This is a genomic window from Nocardia sp. CY41 (assembly GCF_009829325.1).
GTDB lineage: Bacteria > Actinomycetota > Actinomycetes > Mycobacteriales > Mycobacteriaceae > Nocardia.
This window is the reverse complement of the sequence record NZ_VUOS01000029.1, coordinates 1-21401: the sequence shown is the minus strand read 5'-3', so window position 1 is coordinate 21401 and position 21401 is coordinate 1. Positions and strand designations below refer to the sequence as shown.

20 protein-coding genes are annotated in these 21401 nt (G+C 67.1%); 3 read left to right on the top strand and 17 right to left on the bottom strand.

The window, feature by feature from the left end; translation table 11 throughout:
• Window positions 1-63: 63 nt before the first annotated feature.
• The 11 genes from GVY64_RS29430 to GVY64_RS29380 form a co-directional block, all read right to left on the bottom strand.
• The gene (locus GVY64_RS29430; protein ID WP_159848487.1) at window positions 64-795 is read right to left on the bottom strand and encodes a hypothetical protein; all 732 of its coding nucleotides are present in this window, start codon (window positions 793-795) and stop codon (window positions 64-66) included.
• Window positions 792-2672: a type IV secretory system conjugative DNA transfer family protein gene (locus GVY64_RS29425; RefSeq protein WP_159848485.1), complete on the bottom strand. Its 1881-nt coding sequence runs from the start codon at window positions 2670-2672 to the stop codon at window positions 792-794. Before GVY64_RS29425 ends, GVY64_RS29430 begins: the two co-directional genes overlap by 4 nt.
• Window positions 2669-4117: an ATP/GTP-binding protein gene (locus GVY64_RS29420; RefSeq protein WP_159848483.1), complete on the bottom strand. Its 1449-nt coding sequence runs from the start codon at window positions 4115-4117 to the stop codon at window positions 2669-2671. Before GVY64_RS29420 ends, GVY64_RS29425 begins: the two co-directional genes overlap by 4 nt.
• 14 nt (window positions 4118-4131) lie before the next feature.
• A complete protein-coding gene (locus tag GVY64_RS29415) occupies window positions 4132-5736 on the bottom strand; it encodes a hypothetical protein (RefSeq protein WP_159848481.1) in 1605 nt (534 codons plus the stop codon).
• 19 nt (window positions 5737-5755) lie between these two features.
• Complete coding sequence (locus GVY64_RS29410) at window positions 5756-8092, bottom strand: hypothetical protein (RefSeq protein ID WP_159848480.1); 2337 nt, start codon at window positions 8090-8092, stop codon at window positions 5756-5758.
• Window positions 7974-8717 carry a hypothetical protein gene (locus tag GVY64_RS29405; RefSeq protein WP_159848479.1) on the bottom strand — a complete coding sequence of 248 codons (744 nt, stop codon included), beginning with the start codon at window positions 8715-8717 and terminating at the stop codon, window positions 7974-7976. The genes GVY64_RS29410 and GVY64_RS29405 overlap by 119 nt, the downstream gene beginning before the upstream one ends.
• A 41-nt stretch (window positions 8718-8758) precedes the next feature.
• A complete protein-coding gene (locus GVY64_RS29400) occupies window positions 8759-9115 on the bottom strand; it encodes a hypothetical protein (RefSeq protein WP_236567330.1) in 357 nt (118 codons plus the stop codon).
• Between the two features lie 76 nt (window positions 9116-9191).
• Complete coding sequence (locus tag GVY64_RS29395) at window positions 9192-10505, bottom strand: MinD/ParA family ATP-binding protein (protein WP_159848478.1); 1314 nt, start codon at window positions 10503-10505, stop codon at window positions 9192-9194.
• A gap of 37 nt (window positions 10506-10542) precedes the next feature.
• Window positions 10543-11007, bottom strand: coding sequence for a hypothetical protein (locus GVY64_RS29390; protein ID WP_159848477.1), 465 nt, complete (start codon window positions 11005-11007; stop codon window positions 10543-10545).
• A gap of 248 nt (window positions 11008-11255) precedes the next feature.
• Complete coding sequence (locus GVY64_RS29385; protein ID WP_159848476.1) at window positions 11256-12089, bottom strand: DNA adenine methylase; 834 nt, start codon at window positions 12087-12089, stop codon at window positions 11256-11258.
• A gap of 115 nt (window positions 12090-12204) precedes the next feature.
• Window positions 12205-13671, bottom strand: a complete 1467-nt coding sequence (locus GVY64_RS29380; protein WP_159848475.1) for a peptidoglycan DD-metalloendopeptidase family protein — start codon at window positions 13669-13671, stop codon at window positions 12205-12207.
• Between the two features lie 121 nt (window positions 13672-13792).
• On the opposite strand from GVY64_RS29380, the gene GVY64_RS29375 reads away from it, so the two are divergent.
• On the top strand, window positions 13793-14032 hold the full coding sequence (locus GVY64_RS29375; protein ID WP_159848473.1) for a hypothetical protein: 240 nt from the start codon (window positions 13793-13795) through the stop codon (window positions 14030-14032).
• 18 nt (window positions 14033-14050) lie between these two features.
• Here GVY64_RS29375 and GVY64_RS29370 read toward each other — a convergent pair whose 3' ends face one another.
• From GVY64_RS29370 to GVY64_RS29355, 4 genes are all read right to left on the bottom strand, one after another.
• Window positions 14051-16006 carry a cutinase family protein gene (locus tag GVY64_RS29370; protein ID WP_159848471.1) on the bottom strand — a complete coding sequence of 652 codons (1956 nt, stop codon included), beginning with the start codon at window positions 16004-16006 and terminating at the stop codon, window positions 14051-14053.
• Window positions 16007-16018: 12 nt separating this feature from the next.
• Complete coding sequence (locus GVY64_RS29365; RefSeq protein WP_159848469.1) at window positions 16019-16528, bottom strand: hypothetical protein; 510 nt, start codon at window positions 16526-16528, stop codon at window positions 16019-16021.
• 164 nt (window positions 16529-16692) lie between these two features.
• A complete protein-coding gene (locus GVY64_RS29360) occupies window positions 16693-16965 on the bottom strand; it encodes a hypothetical protein (RefSeq protein WP_159848466.1) in 273 nt (90 codons plus the stop codon).
• Window positions 16966-16997: 32 nt separating this feature from the next.
• Window positions 16998-18296 (bottom strand): hypothetical protein, encoded by a 1299-nt coding sequence (locus GVY64_RS29355; protein WP_159848463.1) that lies wholly within the window; start codon window positions 18294-18296, stop codon window positions 16998-17000.
• A gap of 271 nt (window positions 18297-18567) precedes the next feature.
• On the opposite strand from GVY64_RS29355, the gene GVY64_RS29350 reads away from it, so the two are divergent.
• Complete coding sequence (locus GVY64_RS29350; RefSeq protein WP_159848460.1) at window positions 18568-19056, top strand: helix-turn-helix transcriptional regulator; 489 nt, start codon at window positions 18568-18570, stop codon at window positions 19054-19056.
• A 165-nt stretch (window positions 19057-19221) separates the two neighbouring features.
• Here GVY64_RS29350 and GVY64_RS29345 read toward each other — a convergent pair whose 3' ends face one another.
• Complete coding sequence (locus GVY64_RS29345) at window positions 19222-19422, bottom strand: hypothetical protein (protein ID WP_159848457.1); 201 nt, start codon at window positions 19420-19422, stop codon at window positions 19222-19224.
• Between the two features lie 723 nt (window positions 19423-20145).
• On the opposite strand from GVY64_RS29345, the gene GVY64_RS29340 reads away from it, so the two are divergent.
• Window positions 20146-20625, top strand: a complete 480-nt coding sequence (locus GVY64_RS29340) for a helix-turn-helix domain-containing protein (protein WP_159848454.1) — start codon at window positions 20146-20148, stop codon at window positions 20623-20625.
• A gap of 114 nt (window positions 20626-20739) precedes the next feature.
• Here the strand turns inward: GVY64_RS29340 and GVY64_RS29335 are convergent, their stop codons facing one another.
• Window positions 20740-21258: a hypothetical protein gene (locus tag GVY64_RS29335; protein WP_159848451.1), complete on the bottom strand. Its 519-nt coding sequence runs from the start codon at window positions 21256-21258 to the stop codon at window positions 20740-20742.
• Window positions 21259-21401 lie beyond the last annotated feature (143 nt).

Here is a 21401-nt window from a genome sequence, read left to right as displayed (position 1 = left end):
AGCGCTGCGACTCCGCGCGGGCGGGTGCGCGGAGGTCTCGACGATCCGGTGGCTCATGGATGCTCAGCTCTCGGAATCCGGGCGGCGCCGGTACAGCTGTTCAGTGGAGTCGAAGTCCCAGATCGACCCCTCATAGCGCAACGAGTCGTCGGGACGGCTGGCGTCGATCGGCTCGGCCAGGCCTACGCGGAAGGCGCGCGTCATGTCCTCCGCGCTCATGGTCGGTTGGTCGGCTGGCGCGTCGACTCGATCAGCGAGGTCGGCGACGATCGCCTCTTCGACGCCGCCGTGGGTGGAGTCGCGGTAGAGGCCGGTGGTGTGGGTTTCGTGGCCTCGGCAGTCGTTCGGGTTGCAGCCGGTGAGGTATCCGGCGTCGGCGATGGCCCGCAGGCACGGCCACATCCGTTGGGTGTGCCAGTCCATAGGGTCGTCGCGAACGTCCTCAGGGGCGGTCTTGGGGCGGTAGGCGCGGCGATGGGAGACCATGAGCGCCCACAGATGCTCCACGACCGGTGGATGCCGGTACCAGCAGCCGGTGATCTGGGCTATCACGTAGCGGCGGCGCCACCATTCCACCCAGTCGATGAGCTCGAACCACGCGGCCAGCGCCCGCTGGCGGGGCATATGCCGCCACGACCACACCAGGTCCGGTTCGACGGCAGCGCCGATGGTCGCGCTGTCGTCGAGCAAGTCGGCGAGCGGTTCGAGCCGCTGGATATCCGGCGTCCATGCGCGACCGGGATGGCTTGTGCCGGGGTCGGAGTCGGTGCGCTGGTCGGTGGTGGTGTCGGTCATTTGCGCTTACCCCATCCCTTGGTGAAGTCCATGACCCAATCCGCCGATGAGGTGGCCTCCACCGCGGAGGTCGGGTCGATCACAGGGGCTGGCTCGGCTTCGGGGATGGTGCCTGTGGCGATGATGCGGTCGTAGTGATCCATCGACGCTCGCACCAGCGCGGCCTGCTGCTCGTCGCCCTCGAACCAGGCCCGCACCCGCAGCTTCACACCGGGCTGGTTGCGGTAGAGCAACAGACCCTGTCCGTCGGGCATCATCCGGATCGCCTGGGTGGTCATAATCCGGTGTTCGCGCAGGTCATCGCGCCACTGATTCGGTCCTACCTGGATCTGCCGGGACACCTCGATGTTGCCCAGCAGCGCCGAAATCTCCTCCAGCAGTTCATGAGACATCAGGCCCGGCAGGATCAGCAGGGCACTGGCGGATTCGACGAGCTGGCGAGCCTGGCCGTCGCCGAATCGGTTGCGCAGCTGACTGCGGCCGTGGGCGAATGCCATGATCGATATCCCCCGGCCGCCGCTGTCGGTCAACATGTCCGGCAACCCCGGGATGGGGGCAACGTTGGCGACTTCGTCGAGCACCATCCGCATGTAGGGATCGAGCCTGCCCTCGCGCTGCCGCAACGCCAGTCGCTTGGCGCGGTAGTGCACTTCGGTGGTGAGCGCGGACACGAACGGCGCCATCGACTTCGCTCCGCCCTCACTGAGCAGGTAGAGGGTGTTCGCGCCGCCGATGAACTGCTCCACATCGAAGGATTCGCTGGCCTCGACATCGACAGCCGCCATGAGCTTCGGGGAGGCGAGTGGCTTGAGGATGTCGGAGACGGTGGACATGGTGTTGGCGTCGGTTTTCGGATCACCGGATGCGGTGGCTTGGCGGAAGTCACCAGCCCAGTCGGGACGGTGCTTCTCCAGAATCCGCAGCACCTCCCCGTTGTTGGTCAGCGCCGACCAGCGGCGGATCTCGGGCATGCGGCGTCCGTCGAGGGCGGCGGCGTGCAGGTAGCACTGGATCACCACAGTCGCCCGGCCGGCGTAGAAGGCGGACGCCTCGGAGTTTCCGGTGCCCATCGGCCGGGCGGCGACGAGGCCTTCGGCGCGGCGCGTGGCGGCGTCAGGGTCTTCGGAGCCCGCGATTGGTGACCACCGCAGCCGATCGGGCCAGCCCTCGGCGATCTGCTCGGGATCGAAGACCGCGATGAAACCCTTCTTCGACCGGGCGAGGCAGGTCGCGCGCAGGATGTCGGGCTTGGTCGTGGTGAGCGCGACCGCGCCGGGTGCGAACAGGATCTGGCGCACCGCGGTGCGCCAGGTCTTGCCCGACCCGGACCCGCCGAACACCAGCAGCGAGTCGTTGGGGCGCAGTGCGATCGGCTCACCGTCGGCGTCGTTGTCTCCCAGCGGCGTCACCAGCTCGGCGGCGTCGATCTGGGGTGTCGGCGCGGCCGCGTTGGCGGCGCGTAGTTTCTTCGCATGCTCGGTCGCGCCCCGGGCATCCAGCACGCCGGCGACGTCGCGGGTTGTTGCCAGGCCGGGGGTGTGCGCTTCCTGGCGAAGCTGGCGTGAGCGCCATTCAACCGCGGCGAACCACCATCCGGTCAGCAGGACGGCGGCGATCGCGAAGACCAGCGTGTACACCATCCACGCAGGCCCTGGCCGGGGTTCGCCTGTCCAGGCCGCCGCGGGGTCGCCGGGATGGCTCAGCCAGCCCGACAGTGTGGCGAACAAGCCCCGGTGCGGACCGGCGAATCCGTTGCCGACCAGCACTCCCGACAGTCCGGCGCCGCCGAGCAGCGCCGTGAGCGCGACGGCGATGAGCCCGGCTGTGACCTTGTAGCCGGTGGGCAGCATCGGCTGCGGTGCATTCTGGGAAGTCATGCGCGGGCCCTGCCCTTGATCGCGGCATCGGTGTTGGTGAGGATCCGTTCGAGGGGACTGCGGATGTGCCGCATGAGGATCGGGTCGCGTGAGCCGATCTTGAGCAAGCACTGTCCGGGGCCGAGCTGCATGATCGTTTCGATCGACCCGGCGGGCAGCTGGTACATCTGCGCGCATGCCGCGGCGTCGTCGTAGCGTTCCTGGCCGTAGATGTAGACGATCGAGGACTCCTGCATCAGCGCCCGCGCCGGGCTGTCGGCGGGGAAATCGCTGATGTGGTGAAACGCCGACACGGTCGAAAGGCCCAAGCCGCGGGAGAGCTTCATGTTGCGCCGCAGGTGCAGGCCGGTCGAGCCTTCAGCCAGGTGCCAGCCCTCCTCGACCACGAACTCGGTCTGCTGGAAAGCGGAGGACCGAGCGGCCAGACGGTTGGACAGCCATGTGTTGACCAAGGTCATCACCACCCGCAGCGCGGGCCCGGAGTCGGGCAGGCGAGAGACGTCCACGTGGACGAAGGGGTGCTCGAGGGCAGCGCGCACCGAATCGGTGGTCGGTGCGTCGACGAGGCCACGCAGGTCGGTTTCCGACAATCGCCGCAAAGCCAGCGCGACATCCCGGCCCCACAGCAGCGCCTCTTCACGATAGAGCGGGCCGAACACTTCGGTGTCACGGTGGTCGGGGTAGAGCAGCCGGTGGGCGACATCCCCGATCACTGGTTCGTGTCCGGTGTCGAGTCGTTCACGTGTGACGATGCTGAGGGTGTTGGCGACCGCCGATCGCTCGGTTTCCAGCAGTGGGCGACCGAGGGTGTCTTCCAGGACGGCGTAGACCAGCTGTGCTTGTCCTTCAGGCCGGTATTCGGCGTTGGCGTGCTCACCTTGCAACGAGATCGCCGGATCGAGCAGATTCAGCCGAGGCCCGCCAGTGGCGCCGGTGGTGAATTGGATCGAGGGCGCGCCCACTTGATCGGCGATGACGGCATACTCACCGCGCCCGCTTTGGCGCTTCTTATCGACGATGATGACCTGTCGTCCCAGCGGCAGCGTGCGGGTGGTGTACACGGTTTTGACCAGCGATGATTTCGCCTTGCCGACGTCGCCGAGGATCGTGACGTTGATGTTGGACACGTCCTCGCCGTAGGCGGTGAACTGATCCAATGCGATGGGCGCGTTGTTGGTGGCGTCGATGCCCTGGAGGATGCCGCGATGCCCGGACGGCATCCGCGAGATCGCCAGGTTCAGCGCTTCGCCCTGGCGTGTCGTCGAGGCGCTGCCCTCCGGGCGTGGCTCGTAGTAGCCGACTCGGTCCAGCATCCGCCGCCGTCGCGGCACTGGCCGCCGAGGCGGCGCGACCGGCACGAGGCCGTCGTCGGCTTCGTAGTCGAAGCGCAAGGGTGTGCCGAAGCGCGACAGTTCGGTCATCGACACCGGTTTCGTGTTCGTCATCGTGGTCTGCCCCTCTACGCCGTCCGTGCTTCTTTGCTGCCGGCCATGCCCCGCGCCAGGGGCAGATTGGTGATCTGGGTGACGTCATGGATTTCGTCTTGCCAGGCCAACTTCTTGATCGCCGACTTGCCCGCGGCATTGGAGACGCGGATGCAGGCCCGGCGCAGGTCGTCGGGGTCGCGGCCGGTGACCGACACCCACATCGACCACGTCATGCCGTGCACGTTGTTGCCCGGCTTGAGGTCTCGGCGCCGCCGCTGCGAGGAGGTCATCATCACTTCGCCGGTGCCGTCGTCGATCTGTCCCTTCTTGGCCTCGTCGGCTGCCTTGGCGGCGTCTTGGGTCAGGTCTGCTTTTGCCTGTTCGCGGGCGATGTAGTCGGGGGTGAAGTCCATGCGCACGCTCACGGTGCGGATGGTGGCGGCACGTTCCTGGTCCTCGCTGCCTTCGTCGGCTTCCACGCCCACCAGCAGCGGATGCAGCCACAGCGGGCCCAGCGGTGTCGGCTCGACCGCCCCGGGAGGGACATGCGCGATCCTGGTGTACCAGCGGTCGTTGACCACGACGGCGTCCTTCTCACCCCAATAGGACTGCCAGCAGGTTTCCCAGTCGACGTCCCGGTCGTCGTCGAGGGCGAACGACGGGTCCATCAACGCTCGGATCACCGCGCACGTGCGGCGTTCGCCCAGCACGGTGACCTCGCCCATTCCGGCGCCGCGCAGCAGCGACTCGAAGCGCTCCAGCTCGTCTTTGACCACGCTGGCCCAGCCGATCTCGGCGCGGCGGCCCTGCCCCCAGGCGTCGCGGCCGGCTGCAGCGGTGATGAACTGGTCGTCGACAGGGATCTTCAGCACGTACCAGACGCGGTGCTCCTCGGCGAGCGGCCGAATCTCCTCGAGAGCATCCCAGTAGGAGTCCACCATCGGCTCCAGCCGTCCGTCGGTGTTGACCAGTTGGTTGGCGTACCAGTCGATGTGCGGGGTGAGGTCATAGGACACTGAGCGGTGCACCTGCTGGGTTCCCCGGATAAACGATCCCGCCTTGGCCAACTCGGCTTCCAGATAGCCATACGACTGCCATGACGCCGCATACGCGCCGTTGGAGCGCAATCCGCCCTTGAGGCCTTCGACCTGCACGACGACGCTGAGATAGTCATTCTCGCCCGGGTTGGAGTGGCGCAGGATGAACAGCGAGTCGAATCCAGTGCCTTGCAGCGGCAGCGGCTCGACGCGGCCCAACGGCACCGGGTGAACCCACGCCGGGTCCGTGTCGGGGTCATACCGCGGCGAGGGCACGCCGGTGAAGTCGCCGCGGTCGGCGGCCGACCAGAAAATGTGCTCGCCGCGGCGGCGGCGCCAGTAGTTACGCCACCGGAAGATGCTGCGTTGAGCGTAGGACGGCTGGTCACCGAATTCGATCGTCGAGAGCGCCAACGCCACCAGCAGCAGACCGCCCGCGATCGCGCCGGGCCATCCTCGCACCGACAGCCACAGCAGGATAGCCAGGGCGATGGTGACCGACCAGGCGATCACCATGATCCGCGACAGCCCGAATATGCCGCGGCGACGGACCTCCGGGTCCAGTTGCGCGATCCGGACTTCCACCGTGGGTGCAGACATTCTCGGCTCCTTTCCCGGCCTATCGGTCGTCGTCCGCGCGTGGTGCGGTGTCGTCGGCTTCGCTCTTGGCCTTGTTGATCGCCGAGGACACTGCCTGGATGCCGACCGCGGCCGCGATGGTCGCACCACCCGATGCGGCCCCGGACGCGGCGGCACCGACATCGGCCGCACCCTTGTCGCCGGTGGCCGCAATGCCGGGGTGAGCACCCGCCGTCCCGATCGCCGGAGAGGTGCCTTGGCCGTCGGTGCCCTTCTCGCGGTATGTGCGCGTCAGTGGATTGCTCGCGTCGCCGGTGGGGCCCGCGCTGTCCCCCGTGCCACCACCACTGCCAGCGTTGGCGTTGGTTCCTGCGGTTCCCCCGCCGTCTGCGCCGTCCACACGGGCGATAGGCTGGGCGGCGCCGACCCCGTGGTCGCCGCCGCGGGCGAACATCAGTGCGTTACCGGCAGAGTTCACCGTGTCGCCGATTATGGAGGACCCGGATCCGAAGTCTTCGCTGTCGGCCGCCGTGGGCAGGATCGGCGCCCACTTCAGCAGGGCCCGCGGGGCCAGACCGACCATCACCATGGCCAGACCGACCTGGAACACCTTGGCGACCATGCCGAGCCCGTCGTCAGAGCCTTCGACGTAGACGGTGTTGGCGGCAGTGAACAGCACCGACAGCAGGAAGAACAAGGCCGGGACGCTGAAGGCGATCCCCATGAACAAGAACACCGGGCGCAAAGCCTTGTGTCGGTATTTGGGGTGGATCATCAAGAACACGGAGACACCCGACACCGCGCCCGCCAACGGCAGCCCGTAGTCGTGCAACATCAACCCCAGCCACATGACCAGCGCGCCGAGCAGCAGCAGCCCGAACATGATGATCGCCACCAGGGAACCACCGGGGAAGGAGGCGTTAGTGGCGGTGTTGAACTCGCCGATGTGGGCGATCATTTCCCCGGTCGGGGTACCGCCCCATTCGGCGAGGCTGTCGGACAGGCTGCTGGTCAGCTCGATCAGCAGTGCGGCGAACCCCGGTGCGAACAACGCCAGGAACACCGACAGCGGCAGATACTGGAACAGCGACTCCGCCAGCTCCCCGGTGGAGCCGCGCGTGGCCGCGCGCCGCACGGCCAGCACCGACATGAACGCCATCAGGATGAAGCCGATCGCGACAGCCACCTGATATTGGCGCACGAACCAGTCCGCGCCAGGGTCGAAATGCCCGCTGCCCGACAGCGATTTGAGAACCTTGGTGGAGAAGTCGATGGCGGCCGGTTTGATGCTGTTGGCCCAGTCGTCGGCGATCGAGGTGGGATCGTCGATGAACTTCACGGTCTTGATGACCGCGTCCCCGATACCCGACAGCGCGGAGACAACCCACTTGCCTTCTTGCCAGACCGGGGTCTTCGAGACCACTGCCCCGAGGAAAGAACCGACGCGGTCCCCGAGCGAGGTGTTCTGATCGATCCAGTTCGCCGTGCCCGCGAACAGTCGTCCGACGGCGGCGTTCCAATCCCGGCACCGCTGCAAATCATCGACGTTGCCACTGTCGCCAGCCTTTTGGCAGTTGACGAAGAAGGCGTGAGAGCAGTAGATACCGGTCTCTTCCGAAGCACACGACTTGGTCCACGCCTCCTCAGGCACCTTGTCACCGCCACGGGCCGACTTCGCGGCCCGCACCGAGGTGGCGTCGGGTGCTACCCACTCGAAGCCCCAGGTATTCGACGATGCACTAGCCCAGCCCTTGAGATCGTCGGCGCACACGCCTTTGGGCGGGTGATAGGTGGCGTCCCCGGCTGGGAACACCTTCGGCAGGTGCTCGTCGCCGGGTTCCTTGCCCTCCTGCACGAACTGCTCGGCCGCAGCCTCGGCGTTTGCCCGGTTGGTGGCGGTGAACGCAGAGTTCCCCACCAGCAGAGCCTTCTTGCCCTCATCGGGCAGCGACCACCACAGCAACCGGTTCTCGTTGGTCAACATGCCCGACAGGTAGGTGCCCATGTCGCCGCCGCGTGCCTGGCAGGGACCGGTGAACCACTCCGCGGACTTGAATTCCTCGGTCCCGCCGACATATTTCCGCAGATCCGCCGGGAAGTTCTGCGGCAGCGACGTCGTGTTCGACACTGCCGCGGGGCCGTTGCCGGGTGAGGGCGAATTCTGCGGCTGCGCCGCGGCAGCACCCGTCCCAGGGACGATCGCGGTCACCACGGCGGCCGCCACCAGCAGAACGAATCGACGAATCATCGCGGCCGCCCTAGTTGATGAAGAAGCTGTAGTAGCCGGACTCGATCGCCTTGGGATCGTGGTTGGGGGCTGACACCTCTGCGGGCTCCGGACCGACCTGGAACCGCCAGTTTCGGGCCTTCCAGTCACCGTTCTCCCACACCAGCCCGACGGTGGTCGTCGCCCACACGGTGCTGGTCGCCTTCTGCCCTGCGGCGTTGATGACCGACTGGCCGGCGGTGACCGTCCACACGGCCACCTCGGCTTCCTGCTCGGTGATGGTCCCCACGGTGACCGTGGCCGGGACGGTGTTGAACACATCGTCGGTGGCAGGACGGTTCTTGGCGTCGGCGAGCACCTTGGTCAACGCCTCCGAGGGATTCGACGCGATCAGCCGCTGCGAAACCGTGGTGATGTCGGCGCGGCCGCGGTTGGCCTTGCTGATCGCCTGGATCACATTGACCGCCGCTGTGGCCGCACCACCCTTGTCCCGGGTGTAGCCCGAGGGCAGACCATCGGCGAACGAACTGGGCCCGTGCACGGTCGCCGCCTTCGGCGCGGCGGCCGGGGAGTCCTCACCACCGCCGCTGGCGAATGCCAGCACCAGCACAAGCACCAGCGCGAGGAATCCGGCGATCGCGAAATACAGCCTGGGCGGAGAGGTCCAGCTGGTCTTCGCCGCGGCCGCGCTGCCGCCGCGCGCGGTGCTCGCCGACGATGGTGTCGATGATTGTGAACTTTGCCCGCGAGATGCCTTCGAGAAGTCCTTGGCCATTGCAATTCCCCTTCAGTCGTTAGGATTTCGGTCGAGCAGAGTCAGAACACCGAGATGATTGCGCCGACGATGATCGGCAGCCCCGACAGCGCGCCCAACGCGATCGCCGACGACTTCGCCGACTCCGCCTTCTCGGCCACGCCTTGGGCATAACCACCCTTCTTGGCGCTCTGGTAGTCGATGATCGCCCGGATGAAGCCCGCGCCGACGATGACGAACGCGATGGCCCACAGACCGGCAAGGATCTTTCTCCAGGCGTTGTTGAACTCGGCACCGAAGATCGCGAAGTCGGGCACAATCCCGTCGAAGGGGTTGACGCCCTTGGCGTAGAGTTCGCCGACCTCGGCCGCCGCGGTACCGGTGGACATCAGCATTGTCGCGACGAACACCGCTGCCACAACGGCGGTGCGAGTCGCGTTCGATCGGAGAGGAGTACGAGGGCTGTTCATGGTGGCTTTGTTCCTTCCTGACGACTCAGGCGCCGAAGCGGTGCAATCGGTCGGTGGTAGTGGGTAGGCCGCTGTCCTGCTCGGGCAACAGCCGTGTCTGGTGGGTGGTGAGCCGTTGCCCCGACAGCGGTGGATCGTCGGGGGTGGCGTGGAAACGACCGGTGGCCGAGGGCAGGTAGCTCGGCGCACGCAGCTGCGAGGAGGCCGCCAGCGAAGTCGCCGCCATTGCCGCCACCCGCGTCCACGCGGTCACGGTGTTCTCGGCGAGCTTGGCGTGGTGGATGATGCCGCCGTCGGCGAGCACCGGATCGAAGGGCACCTCCACCGCGTTGCGGATGCCGTGATCGCGCAGCGCATGCAGGATTGCCTCGCGGCGCTTGGCGATGATCCCGCTCGGAGGCACGGTGAGCACCACGATCGCATTGGTGATCAGCGTGTACAGACCCAATCGATGTAGCGACGCCAGCATTTGGCACACCACCCGAGCAGAGTCCTCACGCAGCGTCATCGGAATGACCAGCAGGTGCGCGGTGTACGCAGCCCACAGCCACGTCGAGCGGCTGCGGTTGTTCCCAGTGTCGAGGATCAGCAGCTCCCGGAACCTGGCAAGAACGCGATGGATGGCGCGGCAGTCGTCGGCGGTGAGCTGGCGACCGGGCTCAGGCGCCGCGGCAGCCAAGATTTCCGCGCGGGTGGGCTGCATCCGCAGGAACGCCGTCAGCGCGGAGACCGGGGTCGACGGGTGCGCCAGATCCTCCGCGTGTTCGAGCAGATGCGCCACCGTGGCCGGAGGCTTGGCCACGGCCGCGCGGTATCCGAGCGTGCCGTCGGCTTCGTTGGTGTCCCACACCACGACGCCCGTGCCGCGGGCCTCACCGAAGATGCTGCCCAACATCAGGGCCGCAATCGTCTTGCCCTCCCCACCTTTGGGATTGGCGACCATGATGGTCTGCTGCCCGACCCACTGCTGACGCACCGCGGCCAGCGCGGCGCGGGCCTCGATCTCGGGGGTCTTCGGCTTGAGCCGCAGCACGCCGCCGCTCGCGGCGTTGGCCCATCCACGGAATCCCCACTGAGCCGGATCACCGTCCATGCCTTCGGAGTCGGGCATCAGCCCGGCCAGTTCCTGCACCGCCGGACGAGGCGCGGAGACCTCTTCCTCGGTGGGAGTGAACGTGTCGGGGGAATCGGCCAGCGGTGTTCGGCGAGGCGCGCCACCGGATGCCGGGACAATGGCGTCGTCGTTACCGGCGCTGTCGTCGTCGGCGGGCCGCGGAGAAGTCTTGCGGACCGCACGGAGGTTCACCGGCGGTTCGGCGGGGTAACTGCGATCGGTCATGAAAATAGGAGTCCTTTCATCGAGGCGCGAGACGTGGTCACCGTTGTTGGACAGAGGCCACCTCCCATCCGCTGGCGCCCCGGGTGAGCTTGACGTCGACGATGGTCTGCACGGTGGTGGTCACCACGTCGTCGGGCAGGGTCACGGCCTGCTCGACCACCAGCTGGGTATAGGCGGTGGTCGCCGACGGCGGCGGGACCGGCTCGGCACCCCGGCAGGCCGTGGCCACCAGCCGCGCGTGCTGCGCGCTCCAGCCCATCCAGTCCGCGCCCGGGGAGCCGACAGGGGTGTTGCTGGTCATCGCCTGAGCCAGGGAGCTGGTCAGCAGCGGCGCAGCGCGAGCAGCAGCGTCGTTGGGGCCATCATCGGTAGCGGTGTCCCACGTGAACCACACCTGCATGGCCGCGATCGCCACCGCCACCGGATCGGCGCGATCGACACCGGACTGCTGCGGCGGCAGGGCGGTCGCGGTGATCACCGGAGGCCGAGTCGTGCTCTGCATGCCCGGTGTCCACTGCTGGGCCCACGGCCGCGTGGGCGTCGTCGACGGGCTCACTGCCCCGTCGTCGGGGTTGCCACATCCGCACAACACAGCGAGCGTGCTAACTGCTACGCCAGCACCCCGTAGGAGTCGGCGGCGTAGGCCGCCGCGCGGGCTACACAAGATCGACACAAGGTCGGTCATTCGGTCCTCTGGTCTCACAGCGGGCTCGAATTGTGGCGGTGTGGGATTTCCTGGTTGCACGGTCATCAACGCGCCTCCCCCGCTCTGAACAATTCGAGATCCAACGTCGGTTGCGAAATTTCACGGTTGGACCACACGACCTCGGTGCGCGTCCCTGATGCTGCGTTGCCGTTGAACGACGAAATCTCAACCCGCGCCCACCCCGTCAGCGCCGTGTCGTACAGCTCCGATGCATATCCCGACAACACCACAGAAGCCCTGCAACGCAGCAAACGCTCCAACAGCGCCGAATGCTCGGCGTCCGAGAACATCTCATGCGCGTAGTTCGTGCCGTTCCGGGTCGACCCGAGATACGGCGGATCGGCGTACAGACACACATCCGGAGACCGTCCGTAGGCGTCGATCACCTCCAGCGCGGGCCTGCACTCCAGGCTCACGTCATGCAGTCGGTCGGCGACTGCGGCGAACCGCCGCACATACCCGGAGAGGTAATTCGGCATCGACGAGCTGCTGCCAGCAGGATCGATATAGAACCGCCATCCGGTCCTCTTCCCCAGCAGACCACTGCGCGACTGAGACAGGCGTACCCACACACGACGCGCGACCTCCAGGTCGTCACCGTTGTCGAGATCGGACGCCGCAACATACTCGGCCCGGGAATGCGGTGTCAGCGCGCATATCCGCGCCAACTCTGCGGGCCTGTCGCGCAGCACCTTCCAGAACGTCATCAACTCCTGGTGGAGATCATTGACCGTCTCGAACCGAGTCACTGGCTTGGCCAGCAATACTGACAAGCTGCCTGCGAATGGCTCAACATAATGCTGGTGAGGCGGAAGAAGATCCGCGATCTTCGCAGCCACAGTCATCTTGCCGCCGAAGTAAGGGAACGGTGGCCTCATCTCACCACCTCGCGTCCAGGCGAACCTTGCGATGGAAGACTCCGGCCACGCCAACCCTGTTCCCACTCCAGTTGCAGGACGCGCCATCTCGGAGGCAGAGAACTTGCAGTTGTGTTCATGCGGTGAACCTCCGGGCTTGGAAGGTGGAGCCGACGGCTTCGGCGATCGGTGAGACCTTGACGGGAATTCCGAACGTCGGTGCGTGAACGACCTGCCCATTGCCGATGTACATAGCGACGTGCTGGGGGTCGGCGCCTGCGGGGAACACCAGGTCGCCCGGGGCGATCTGGTCGGCGGGTACGGACTTGCCGCGCGGGTCGTTGAGTTGCTGGGCGGTATAGTGCGCCAGCACGATCCGGCCATTGCTGGCCGCAGCGATGGCGTAGATCATCAGCCCGGAGCAGTCGAACCCGACCCCGCCGCCGTCGCGGCCACCGGTGGGTCCTTCCGTGTTTCCGCCGCCCCACACAAACGGGGTGCCTTCCCAGCGGCGCGCGGCGGTGACCGCGCGCTCACCGAAGGCGCCAGCGAGCATCGACCGGGGTTGCGGAGTGGGCAGCGACCACTTGCGTGCGGTCGCGGGAATCTCTTTGACGTATGCCTGTGTCTCGGCGTTCGGGCACACCGTCCCAGCGGCGAGGGTGCCGCCGGGCCCGCAGTTGTACATGCTCAGCAGCAACTCGACGGGATCGCCATGGAGTCTGCCGGCGGCCATCTCGTCCTTGACGATCTTCATCAGCACGCAGTTGTAGTTGGCCTGCGACATGACCGCGTCGCCGATCGAGTTCGGGTCGCGGGTACCGTCACCGTCACCGTCCACGCCGTAGGTCGCCCAGGTGCCATCCATGAACTGCGCGTAGCCCTTCGCGCCGGCCGGGCTGACCATGCCTTTTCTGAACCCGGACTCGTTGCGCAACTGCGCGGCGATCAGCGGCGCCGAGGTGGCGGTGCATGCCTGCGCGCCCTTGTTGATCCAGGGCACGAACGGTGCCGCGCCGGGGTAGTCGGCGAGGAACCTGGCCACGTCCAGGCCCGCGCTGCCGACACCGGGCCCGCACCCGACACCAGGGGACGGCCTGACCGCGGCCACCAGAGAGACTTGGCTCTGCCCGGTCGTGGTCGGCGCGCTGGTGGCCGCGTCCGCCGATGTATCGGAGGGTGTCTTGGCGCGAGCGAACCAGCCTAGAGGGTCGATGGCCTGCCCGCCGGAGAACTTCCCGCCGGGGTAGACCTCCAGATGCAGGTGCGGACCAGAAGATTCGCCGTCTGAGCCGACCTTGGCGATCGGCTCGCCCGCACGGACCTGCTGGCCTTTGCGCACCAGCACTCCCTCGGCCCACATGTGCCCGTAGACGGTGGAAACGGTCTTGTCGCCCACCATGCTGTCCAGCACTACCCAGTGACCGAACCCCGAGGCCGGTCCGGCGTCGGCGACGGTGCCGTCGGCGGCGGCGTAGATCAGGGTTCCGGCGGGCGCGGCCAGGTCGACGCCCTTGTGCGTGCCGCCGCGGGAGCCGAACACGTCGGAGACGACGTAGGTCCCTTCTCGCATGGGGAACACGACCGACCCTGACGGCGCCATTGGCCCGACGGTAGGAAGGCAATTCGCCTCCCGCGGATCTTCCGGCAGCCGCCCCGACCCGATCAGCGCGGCAGCGCCGAGCAGCACCAGGCTGCACACCGCCACTCCCAGCATCCAGCCCTTGCTGGATCCGCTGGCCGCTGAATCGCTCACCTTCACCGTCTTTCGTGTCAGTCGTCGTGTCGACCCCGCCCAGGGCACGAACAGAACAAAGTCGAAGCCTCGAACCGTCTACAACCGGTGGCGTCCTCCCGGCGCCGCGCTCGAGTTCGCCGAGCACACGATGACCGTGCCGGGCAGCGGCAAGCCCGCCCAGGCCGTCGATGTCGGCACGATCACCCTCCTCCCTACGTCTCGATGAATCACTGGAATGCGTTTGCTATGAACCGATTTGGCCAACCAGGAACACCAGCAAAAGCTGGACCCCTTGCCCGTAGTCGGTGTGCGCGTTGCTGGCGTAGAACGACGCGACATCCAGGCCCTGGCGGGCCACCTCGAGCAGGTCGCCGACTCCTTTGGACCCGGCGATGCTGGTCAACGCGCTCGCCATGCCGCCCAGATCGCCGTTGCCGACGGCGGAGACCAGCGCGGTGCGCTGCGTGTCGACCGCACCGGGCTGCCCGAGCTGGGACGGATCGAGCTTCTGTCCGCCGGTGAACATCCCGGCTACGGCCGCGGCGAGATCGATGCCGACCGGCGCCAGCCCGGTCATCGCCGCGCCCGCCCCGAGCAGGTCACCCTTGGCGAGTTTGTCGACCGCGCCCCACAGCACCTCTTGGGCTTGGCCAATGTCGTTGGCGATGCGAATGATGTCCAGATTCGCCAGCACACCCACGATCAATCCGGCGATCGTCGTCCACCCGGAGGGGTCGAAAACACTGGCCGCGTTGATGATCGATGCGACCAGCCCCAGGTCGACCCCGGCGGCCATCTTGATCACCGGGGAGAACAGGTTGTTGATGTCCCCGGCCAGCTTGTGCGCGCCGTTGATGTCCCCGGCGGCGATAGCGCCCGGTAGCTTGGCGAAGCTGTCGAGGATCTGGGGCATGTTGCCCGCGGTCTGCGCGACTCCGGAGCCGATATTGGTGACCTGCTTGATGATGGTGTTGGGCTTGAGCAGCTTCAGGATGCCCAGCCCTTGGGTGAGGGTGGAGGTGTCCAGACCCCGCAACGGCGCGGTGGCCGAGGCCAGCTGTTCGGCGCGCGGGCTCAGCGCGCCCAAGGCGTCGGCGCCGCCGCTTTGTGCAGCCGACGAGCCCGCAAGGATCTGGGACGCCAAATTCGCCAGCGACGCCGCACTACTGATTGCGCCCACGATGTCGATCTGCCCCGCCGCGTCGAGCACCTTCGCTGCCGAGGACTCCGGTGACCCCGCCGGCGCGGACTTCAACGTCTGCGCCGCACCTGGGTTGTTCTTCACGAAGTTCTGCACGTCCTGCAACGGCGACAGGGTGCCCACCAGCGAACTAGCGCCCGCTCCGACACCGGCCACACCGGTCGCGGTGCCCAGCGAGCCGACCTCCGAACCGGTTGCCAGCGCCCGAGCACGATCGCCCAAAGTCGACACCGTCGAGGCGATCCCGGTCAGGTCGGCGCGGGAGAAGTCGGAGACCAGCGACTGCGACAGCTGCCCCTGCGGGGTGGACTTGTCGGCATTGCCGCCCAGAATCTGGCCGATCGAGGAGATGAACGGACTGGCCGACTCCGACACCGAGCAGTACAGATCACCCTCACCGCAGATCGAGCGCACCACCGCAGCCAGCGCGCCGAACCCGCCGGGCCGCACACCGGCCAGCCCATGTCCGGGCTGCTGGGCGCCCAGCTCCTGAGCGGCCTCCGGATCACGACGCGGATCCGACAACAGCCCGACCCCGAGCACCCGGTCAGCCGCGATCGGGCCGCGGCCGTTGCCGATCGCGGAGGCCACATCGCCCATGCCGTCCGCGCCCTGGCTGTACCCGGCGAGCACAACCTTCGTCGACCCGCACAACCCGCTCAGCATCTCAGTGATCTTGCTGACGAGCGTCGCCTTTGACTGGGCGTAGGCCAGCCCCTGATCGAACGCCGATGCCGCATAGGGCACATACATCACGGTGATGCCCGAACCGAACTTCTGCTGCAACCCATCGCCGACGGGCTTGAGCATCCCGACCGGTGCATACGGGTCGGCAGTGCTGGTGGTCTCCCAGGTCCCCGGCGCGAGGACGGCGGTGTAGGGAGTGCAGCCCGACGAGGCGAGCGCGGAGGCCTGCCCAGCGCCGGTCATCGACACGGTGGAGGTCACCGACACCGCGGCAACCACTCCGACGATGGCTCTGCGAGCCCACTGCTTCATCGCCTGGTCCTCCTAGGCCCTGTTGATGCTGGTGATGAGGGTGCGGCCGTCTCGCACCGTGGTGGTGATGCGTTGGCGAAAGAAGGCGTTCGTCCCGCCTGGGCGAAACTCGGTCAGCTCGACGAGAAACTGCCCAGGAGCTTCGGGGCGGATCACGACGCAATGAGTGGTGCCGAGCGGAATGCTGTTGGCTCCGGCCTGAATCCGGTCGGCGTCCGAGACCGCCGCATCCTCGGTGACGACCTCCCGAGCTTTGGCGCCGTTGCGCAGCACGTAGTAGCTGTGCTCGAACGCCAAGATCGCCGCAGGCCCGGAATCGGTGCCACCGGGCCCGTTGCCGCGCACGACGCCCGTCTCGGTCGAGGGCCCGCACTGCCTGGCCGCCGCGACGGCCGGAGCCGTCGACGGCGTGGTCGAGGCCAGCCCAAGGGCCGTCGAACTCGATTCCTTCCCCGGTCCGCCGCTCAACGCCGCCGCCGCGCCCGCGGACACGGCCAGTGCCGCGACCGTCCCGAGCAACACCCGACCAGTGCGTCCTGCCCGGCGTGCGCGCGCACCGAACGTGCGGTGTCGGCGTGGTTTCGGTGCACCTACCAGCAACATCGCATCGCCCTTGCGGCTCGCGCGGCCCGCCGCGTCGAACCAGTCGACAAGACCGACCTGCTCAGACGGAGGTCGCTGCGTGTTCACTCGTAGAACCCGTCTGTGCCGGGAATCAGCTGCTCACAGATGTGATGCGTCTGGCCGGGAGACCCGTGCACCGGGTACGCGACGATCTTTCCGAGCGGCCCAGGACCGAGAAAGCACGGTGTCCCCGGCGGATACAAGTGAAAGTCGGTGTTCGGGATAGGCGGTAGCGCCGACACCGTCGGCGTGGCAGCCGACGCTGCGAGCACCGCCAGTGCCGCCCCGCCGGCGAAAGCCACCGCGATCAGGACACCACCACTGCTTTTGGTCATGGTCTTCACCTCCGAGCGATGGACTGGGAACGTCAGCCAACAGCGGCTTGCACGGCCGCGAGCGCCGCGTTGGCCTGGTCGGTGAACGGTCCAAGCTGGCCGGGTGCCAGCGGCGGAGTGTGGTCGATGACGTCGACCGCGGCGTCGATGACTTCAGCGAGCTGTGGCTGAGACTGCGCCCACTCCACCGCGTCCTGCGCGGCCCTGGTCACGGCCACGGCGGCGGGCGCGGCCCACGTCTGTTGTTGCACCCACTCGATTCCGTCCTCGGCGAATGCCGCAGCGTCGGCGAGTGCAGCCTGTCCCCTCGGCTGAGCCTCGGCCCAGTCCACCGCCTGCTCACCGGCGAAGATGGTGTTGTCGACGACGGCTTGCACCTGATCGTGGATGGAGGGTGGCGGTGCGGCCTCCGCAGGCGGCGGGGTCTCCGGACGCGGTGGCAGCGCCGAGCCGTCACCGGCGGTAACCGCAACCCCGAGCACCGCACCGGCCGCGCCACCGAGCGCGGCACCAACCGCACCAGCCGCCGCGCAGCCCGCGGCGGCACCGGCCGCCGCACCGATCCCGGCACCCACCACCGCACCGGGCAGGCTGTCGACCCCGGGCACCGGAATCGGCACTGTAGCCCCCAGCGCGGCACCGACTCCGGCGCCGATCAGCGCACCACCGGCACCGGTCACGATTGCCACGGGCACGCATGCGGTGGTGAACCCGATCGCCGCACCCAGGGCGCCACCGGCCACGCCGCCGACCGCCATCCTCGTCGAGCGATTCTCGCTGAACCCGATCGACTGGAACCATCCGTCGGTCACAGCCTGCGCCTCGGCCAAGTGCTCGTTGATCTCCCACGTCGCGTCCGCCGGAAGCGGAGAGACGATCGTGGCGTCGCCGACACCGAGCAGATTCGGCGGGGGCGGGGTCAGCAGCTTGGGCGGCTCGACCGGCTGCGGTGCATGCAGACCGCCCAACTCCTCGCCCAATGACGGTGCCGGCGTGCTGGGCCGACCCGGGCCCTGCCACAGACCCGAGCCATCGCCGCCGCTATTGCCGCTGCGATTGTCCGGGCGTGGCAGCGCGCGATAATCGCTGGGCGCGCGGGGGGCCGGGTCAGGAATCACTGCACCCAGCGGGGACTGCTCCTGCGGGCGCGGCGGCGGCGCCGGTGTGCGCGGCGGGGTCGAGACGCCCGCCTGTTCATCCGGGACAGAGGGAGTCGTCACCCCGCTCTGATCCGCCGACGGGTTATCGGTGACACCAGCCTGATCGCCAGGAACGGCATGCGCGATGCCGCCGCCGAAGATCAGCACCGCCAGCGGCAGCGCGGTGGCCACCACACGGATTCGAGTCGGCCTGACGCACCGACGAGATCGATCTACTGTGAACATGCAGATCCTCCAGGTTCTGCCGAAACTCCCGGACCAGGTGTCCAGCCAGTAGTCCATGGAGTGGTTTCTCCCCGTCCCCCCTGCGCCAACAGAGGGGACGGGCCATGCCCTTTTCACTGCCTACGAGTGGCTATCCGATCGACCACCCCCGCGATTCTCGGTATTGCTTCTCGCTTTTACCAATCGCCTGTGACGATCGTATATGGCAGGTGGCATCGTGTCGACGCATGAGCGGCCGACGCCGAGGGGCGGCGTGACCAGAACGATCATGACCGGGTTCGACCCGGCCGCGTTCGTTCACGCCTACGAACGTCGTGGCTACGACAGCCTCGCCGACTTGTCGCGGGCGACCGGTGTGGGTCTGGCCACGCTCTACCACTGGGTCAAAGGCAACCGCAAACCTCAGGTGCTCACGCTGGCGAAGGTCGCCACAGAACTCGACGTGCCGCTGAACGAGCTGATCATCGTCAAGCCCGAGGCGCGGATGTTGAGCTACTACCGCAACATTCGTGGGCTGACGCAGACCGACTGTGCGAGGCTTGCAAAGATGCCGACCAGCACCTGGTCGTCGATCGAGCGTGGTGAGGTCGCGACGATCACCGACCAGACTGCCGCGAAATTTGCTGCTGTCCTCGATATCTCGGTCGATGACGTCCGGGCTGCATTCAAGCGGGTGCGCGAGCGCGAGCGCGGGACGCCGCCGTGATGGGTTCGACTCCCCGCTTCCTGGCTGAACGTCGACTCCGACTGCGCCCGGTTCGATCTCGCCGCGCATAACGCAGCAGCCTCTATCCCAGCTTCGCGCATCACTTCTGGTCGCGTGGACGATGGTTCTGAACATCAATCCCTCCCCCATGACTCCATTGCAAGATCACAGCCCCGCCGATCCCTGGCCGAGTGGCAGCCGCAAGCCTCCCGCCGCCGTTCCGCGGTCGGCAGTCGGCACGCACGGCGACAGGCCGGTGACAGGGGGGTCCGGCGACAGCACGCACACCGCGACCACGGCAACGGCGATCAACGCCGCCACGCTTCCGATCAGCTGCGGAATCGCGTGCATCAAACTCCTGTTCATCGCTGATCCATCGCAGCCGTTGAAACTGCAGCGGGTCTGCTGCCCCCGGTGATCGGAAACTCGCCAAACCATCGGCCGCAGCAGTGGCCCCTCGTTGCGAAACCCGCAACCAGCCCACGGTTCTCTCGCTGAATCCCGGGTTCGGGCAGGCGAGCCCGGCCGCTGCGACTTCCGCGAACACTGGCACATGTCTCGCCCTGCCGACCTCGATCCTCGTGGCGAGCAACCCGCCCGGAATCCGCTTCGCTGGCCGCCGCAGAATCAGCCGAACGCAGCATCACCAGTGTCGCCAATCTCGGGCGGTCGCCTGCGCGCAACCACCGATCGGTCATTCGACACGACCACCTCCATAACCCCTGAACGGGAGGGCCGTGACCCCGTACCCCAGAACTCCATCTCTCAGCTCGAAGACCGCCGAGATGTGCGCGGTCGCTCAGGACGACCGTCGACCTGTGTCCGTAGATGCCCATTCGCACCGCCCTGCCTGAGGAGGCTGCCGCCGACTCGACGCGCCCGCAGCCTCCCTCCGCGGACGCTCAGGTGCATCGAACCACCGCACCAAGTGAAGCTAATGTGAAATCGGTAGGAATGTCAACGGAAAAGATTGCCACTTCGTGCAGTGAGCGCTGGCGCTGTTTGATCCGATCGAGCTGGGATTACAGGTAGGCGGCTGACATGGGAGTGTCACACAAGCCGTATAGGTTGCCGGTACTATTCCTGTCCATGGACGTGGCGCAGCTCAAGCGATTCGGCGAACTAGTACGTGCCCGCCGACTTAAACTCGGCCGGACCATCGCCCAAGCCGCCGCAGTTGGCGATATGTCCGAAAAGACGCTGGGACAACTCGAACGAGCCGAAGGCCACATTCCCAGTCTCACCACCCTCGGCAAGGTGGACGTCGCGGTCGACTGGAAGCCCGGCAGCGCGGTCGCTGCTCTGCACGGCAACACTCCGCCCAAGCCGCTCGAGGAAGACGAGCTCAACGACGAGGAGAAGGAACGCCGGATACGCGAGGACATGGAGCGTCGGGTGCGCGAGGATGTGGAGCGCCAGGTACGCTTCGAACTCGCGCTCAAGCATGCCGGCGTCGCCCAAGCCGCTGCTCGCAACCACATCTTCGACGAGGAAAAGGGCTACAAGCTCAGCGGTGCGATGGTCGACGCGCTCATAGAACTCCTCTACACCCTGCCGCCGTCGTCCTGATGTGGACGCCGTTGGCGGCCTGTCCCCCGACGACTGCCAGAAGCATCAGAGCTGCCAGGGTGCGCCGATCCGGCAACCCGTCGGGCTTTCCCACCAAACGTTCGCCGCGAGCGATCAATGCCGTTCCCCGTCGTTGCCCCGTGCACGAGTCATGATCAGCGTCGCAAAGAACTCGGCCTCGTACTCGTCACGTGCGGCGTAGCTGTTGGCCCAACGGGCGGCTTTGATCATGGACGCCTCCATCTCACCCTCCGGCGCGACGCCCATAAGCATCTGTGCCACCTTCGCCGGCGAGGCACGATGGCCATGACCGAGCAGCAGATGCGCCACCTCGTGGCCGATTACGTGCCGCTCCTGAGTCGGGTCCGACGAGAGCCGATGCACGATGACGTCGTCATGCGCACGCGCCAGCCACAACCCGCACAGCCCCACCGGGGCGTCCACCGGCAGTGGCATACAAATGACTTTGCGTCCCCGCACGCGCTCGAGCGAGCTCAAGAAATCCTCTACACTCCAGTCCTCCGGCAGCTCCAGCCGATCGACCAGCGCTTCCAACTGCGATCGCGTCGCGGACTTACGCCTGAAACGAGCGAACAACCTAGCCTTTCCCTTCCATACGGTGTTGCTCTGCACCTGCCGCCACTCGGAATGAGGTTCCCCCGCTTCCTTGGAGGGCTTTGAGCATGGTCCGATAGGACCGGGAAGGAGCCCCGCGTGGCAGCACCGAAGAAATACCCGGACGAGCTGAAGGCACGAGCGGTCCGGCTGTATCTGGA

What these genes read in the sequence shown, in the direction of transcription:
- GVY64_RS29430 (WP_159848487.1), bottom strand. Translation starts at nt 795, where the DNA reads ATGACCGACACCACCACCGACCAGCGCACCGACTCCGACCCCGGCACA.
- GVY64_RS29425 (WP_159848485.1), bottom strand. Translation starts at nt 2,672, where the DNA reads ATGACTTCCCAGAATGCACCGCAGCCGATGCTGCCCACCGGCTACAAG.
- GVY64_RS29420 (WP_159848483.1), bottom strand. Translation starts at nt 4,117, where the DNA reads ATGACGAACACGAAACCGGTGTCGATGACCGAACTGTCGCGCTTCGGC.
- GVY64_RS29415 (WP_159848481.1), bottom strand. Translation starts at nt 5,736, where the DNA reads ATGTCTGCACCCACGGTGGAAGTCCGGATCGCGCAACTGGACCCGGAG.
- GVY64_RS29405 (WP_159848479.1), bottom strand. Translation starts at nt 8,717, where the DNA reads ATGGCCAAGGACTTCTCGAAGGCATCTCGCGGGCAAAGTTCACAATCA.
- GVY64_RS29395 (WP_159848478.1), bottom strand. Translation starts at nt 10,505, where the DNA reads ATGACCGATCGCAGTTACCCCGCCGAACCGCCGGTGAACCTCCGTGCG.
- GVY64_RS29390 (WP_159848477.1), bottom strand. Translation starts at nt 11,007, where the DNA reads ATGCAGAGCACGACTCGGCCTCCGGTGATCACCGCGACCGCCCTGCCG.
- GVY64_RS29385 (WP_159848476.1), bottom strand. Translation starts at nt 12,089, where the DNA reads ATGAGGCCACCGTTCCCTTACTTCGGCGGCAAGATGACTGTGGCTGCG.
- GVY64_RS29380 (WP_159848475.1), bottom strand. Translation starts at nt 13,671, where the DNA reads ATGGCGCCGTCAGGGTCGGTCGTGTTCCCCATGCGAGAAGGGACCTAC.
- GVY64_RS29370 (WP_159848471.1), bottom strand. Translation starts at nt 16,006, where the DNA reads ATGAAGCAGTGGGCTCGCAGAGCCATCGTCGGAGTGGTTGCCGCGGTG.
- GVY64_RS29360 (WP_159848466.1), bottom strand. Translation starts at nt 16,965, where the DNA reads ATGACCAAAAGCAGTGGTGGTGTCCTGATCGCGGTGGCTTTCGCCGGC.
- GVY64_RS29345 (WP_159848457.1), bottom strand. Translation starts at nt 19,422, where the DNA reads ATGAACAGGAGTTTGATGCACGCGATTCCGCAGCTGATCGGAAGCGTG.
- GVY64_RS29340 (WP_159848454.1), top strand. Translation starts at nt 20,146, where the DNA reads ATGGACGTGGCGCAGCTCAAGCGATTCGGCGAACTAGTACGTGCCCGC.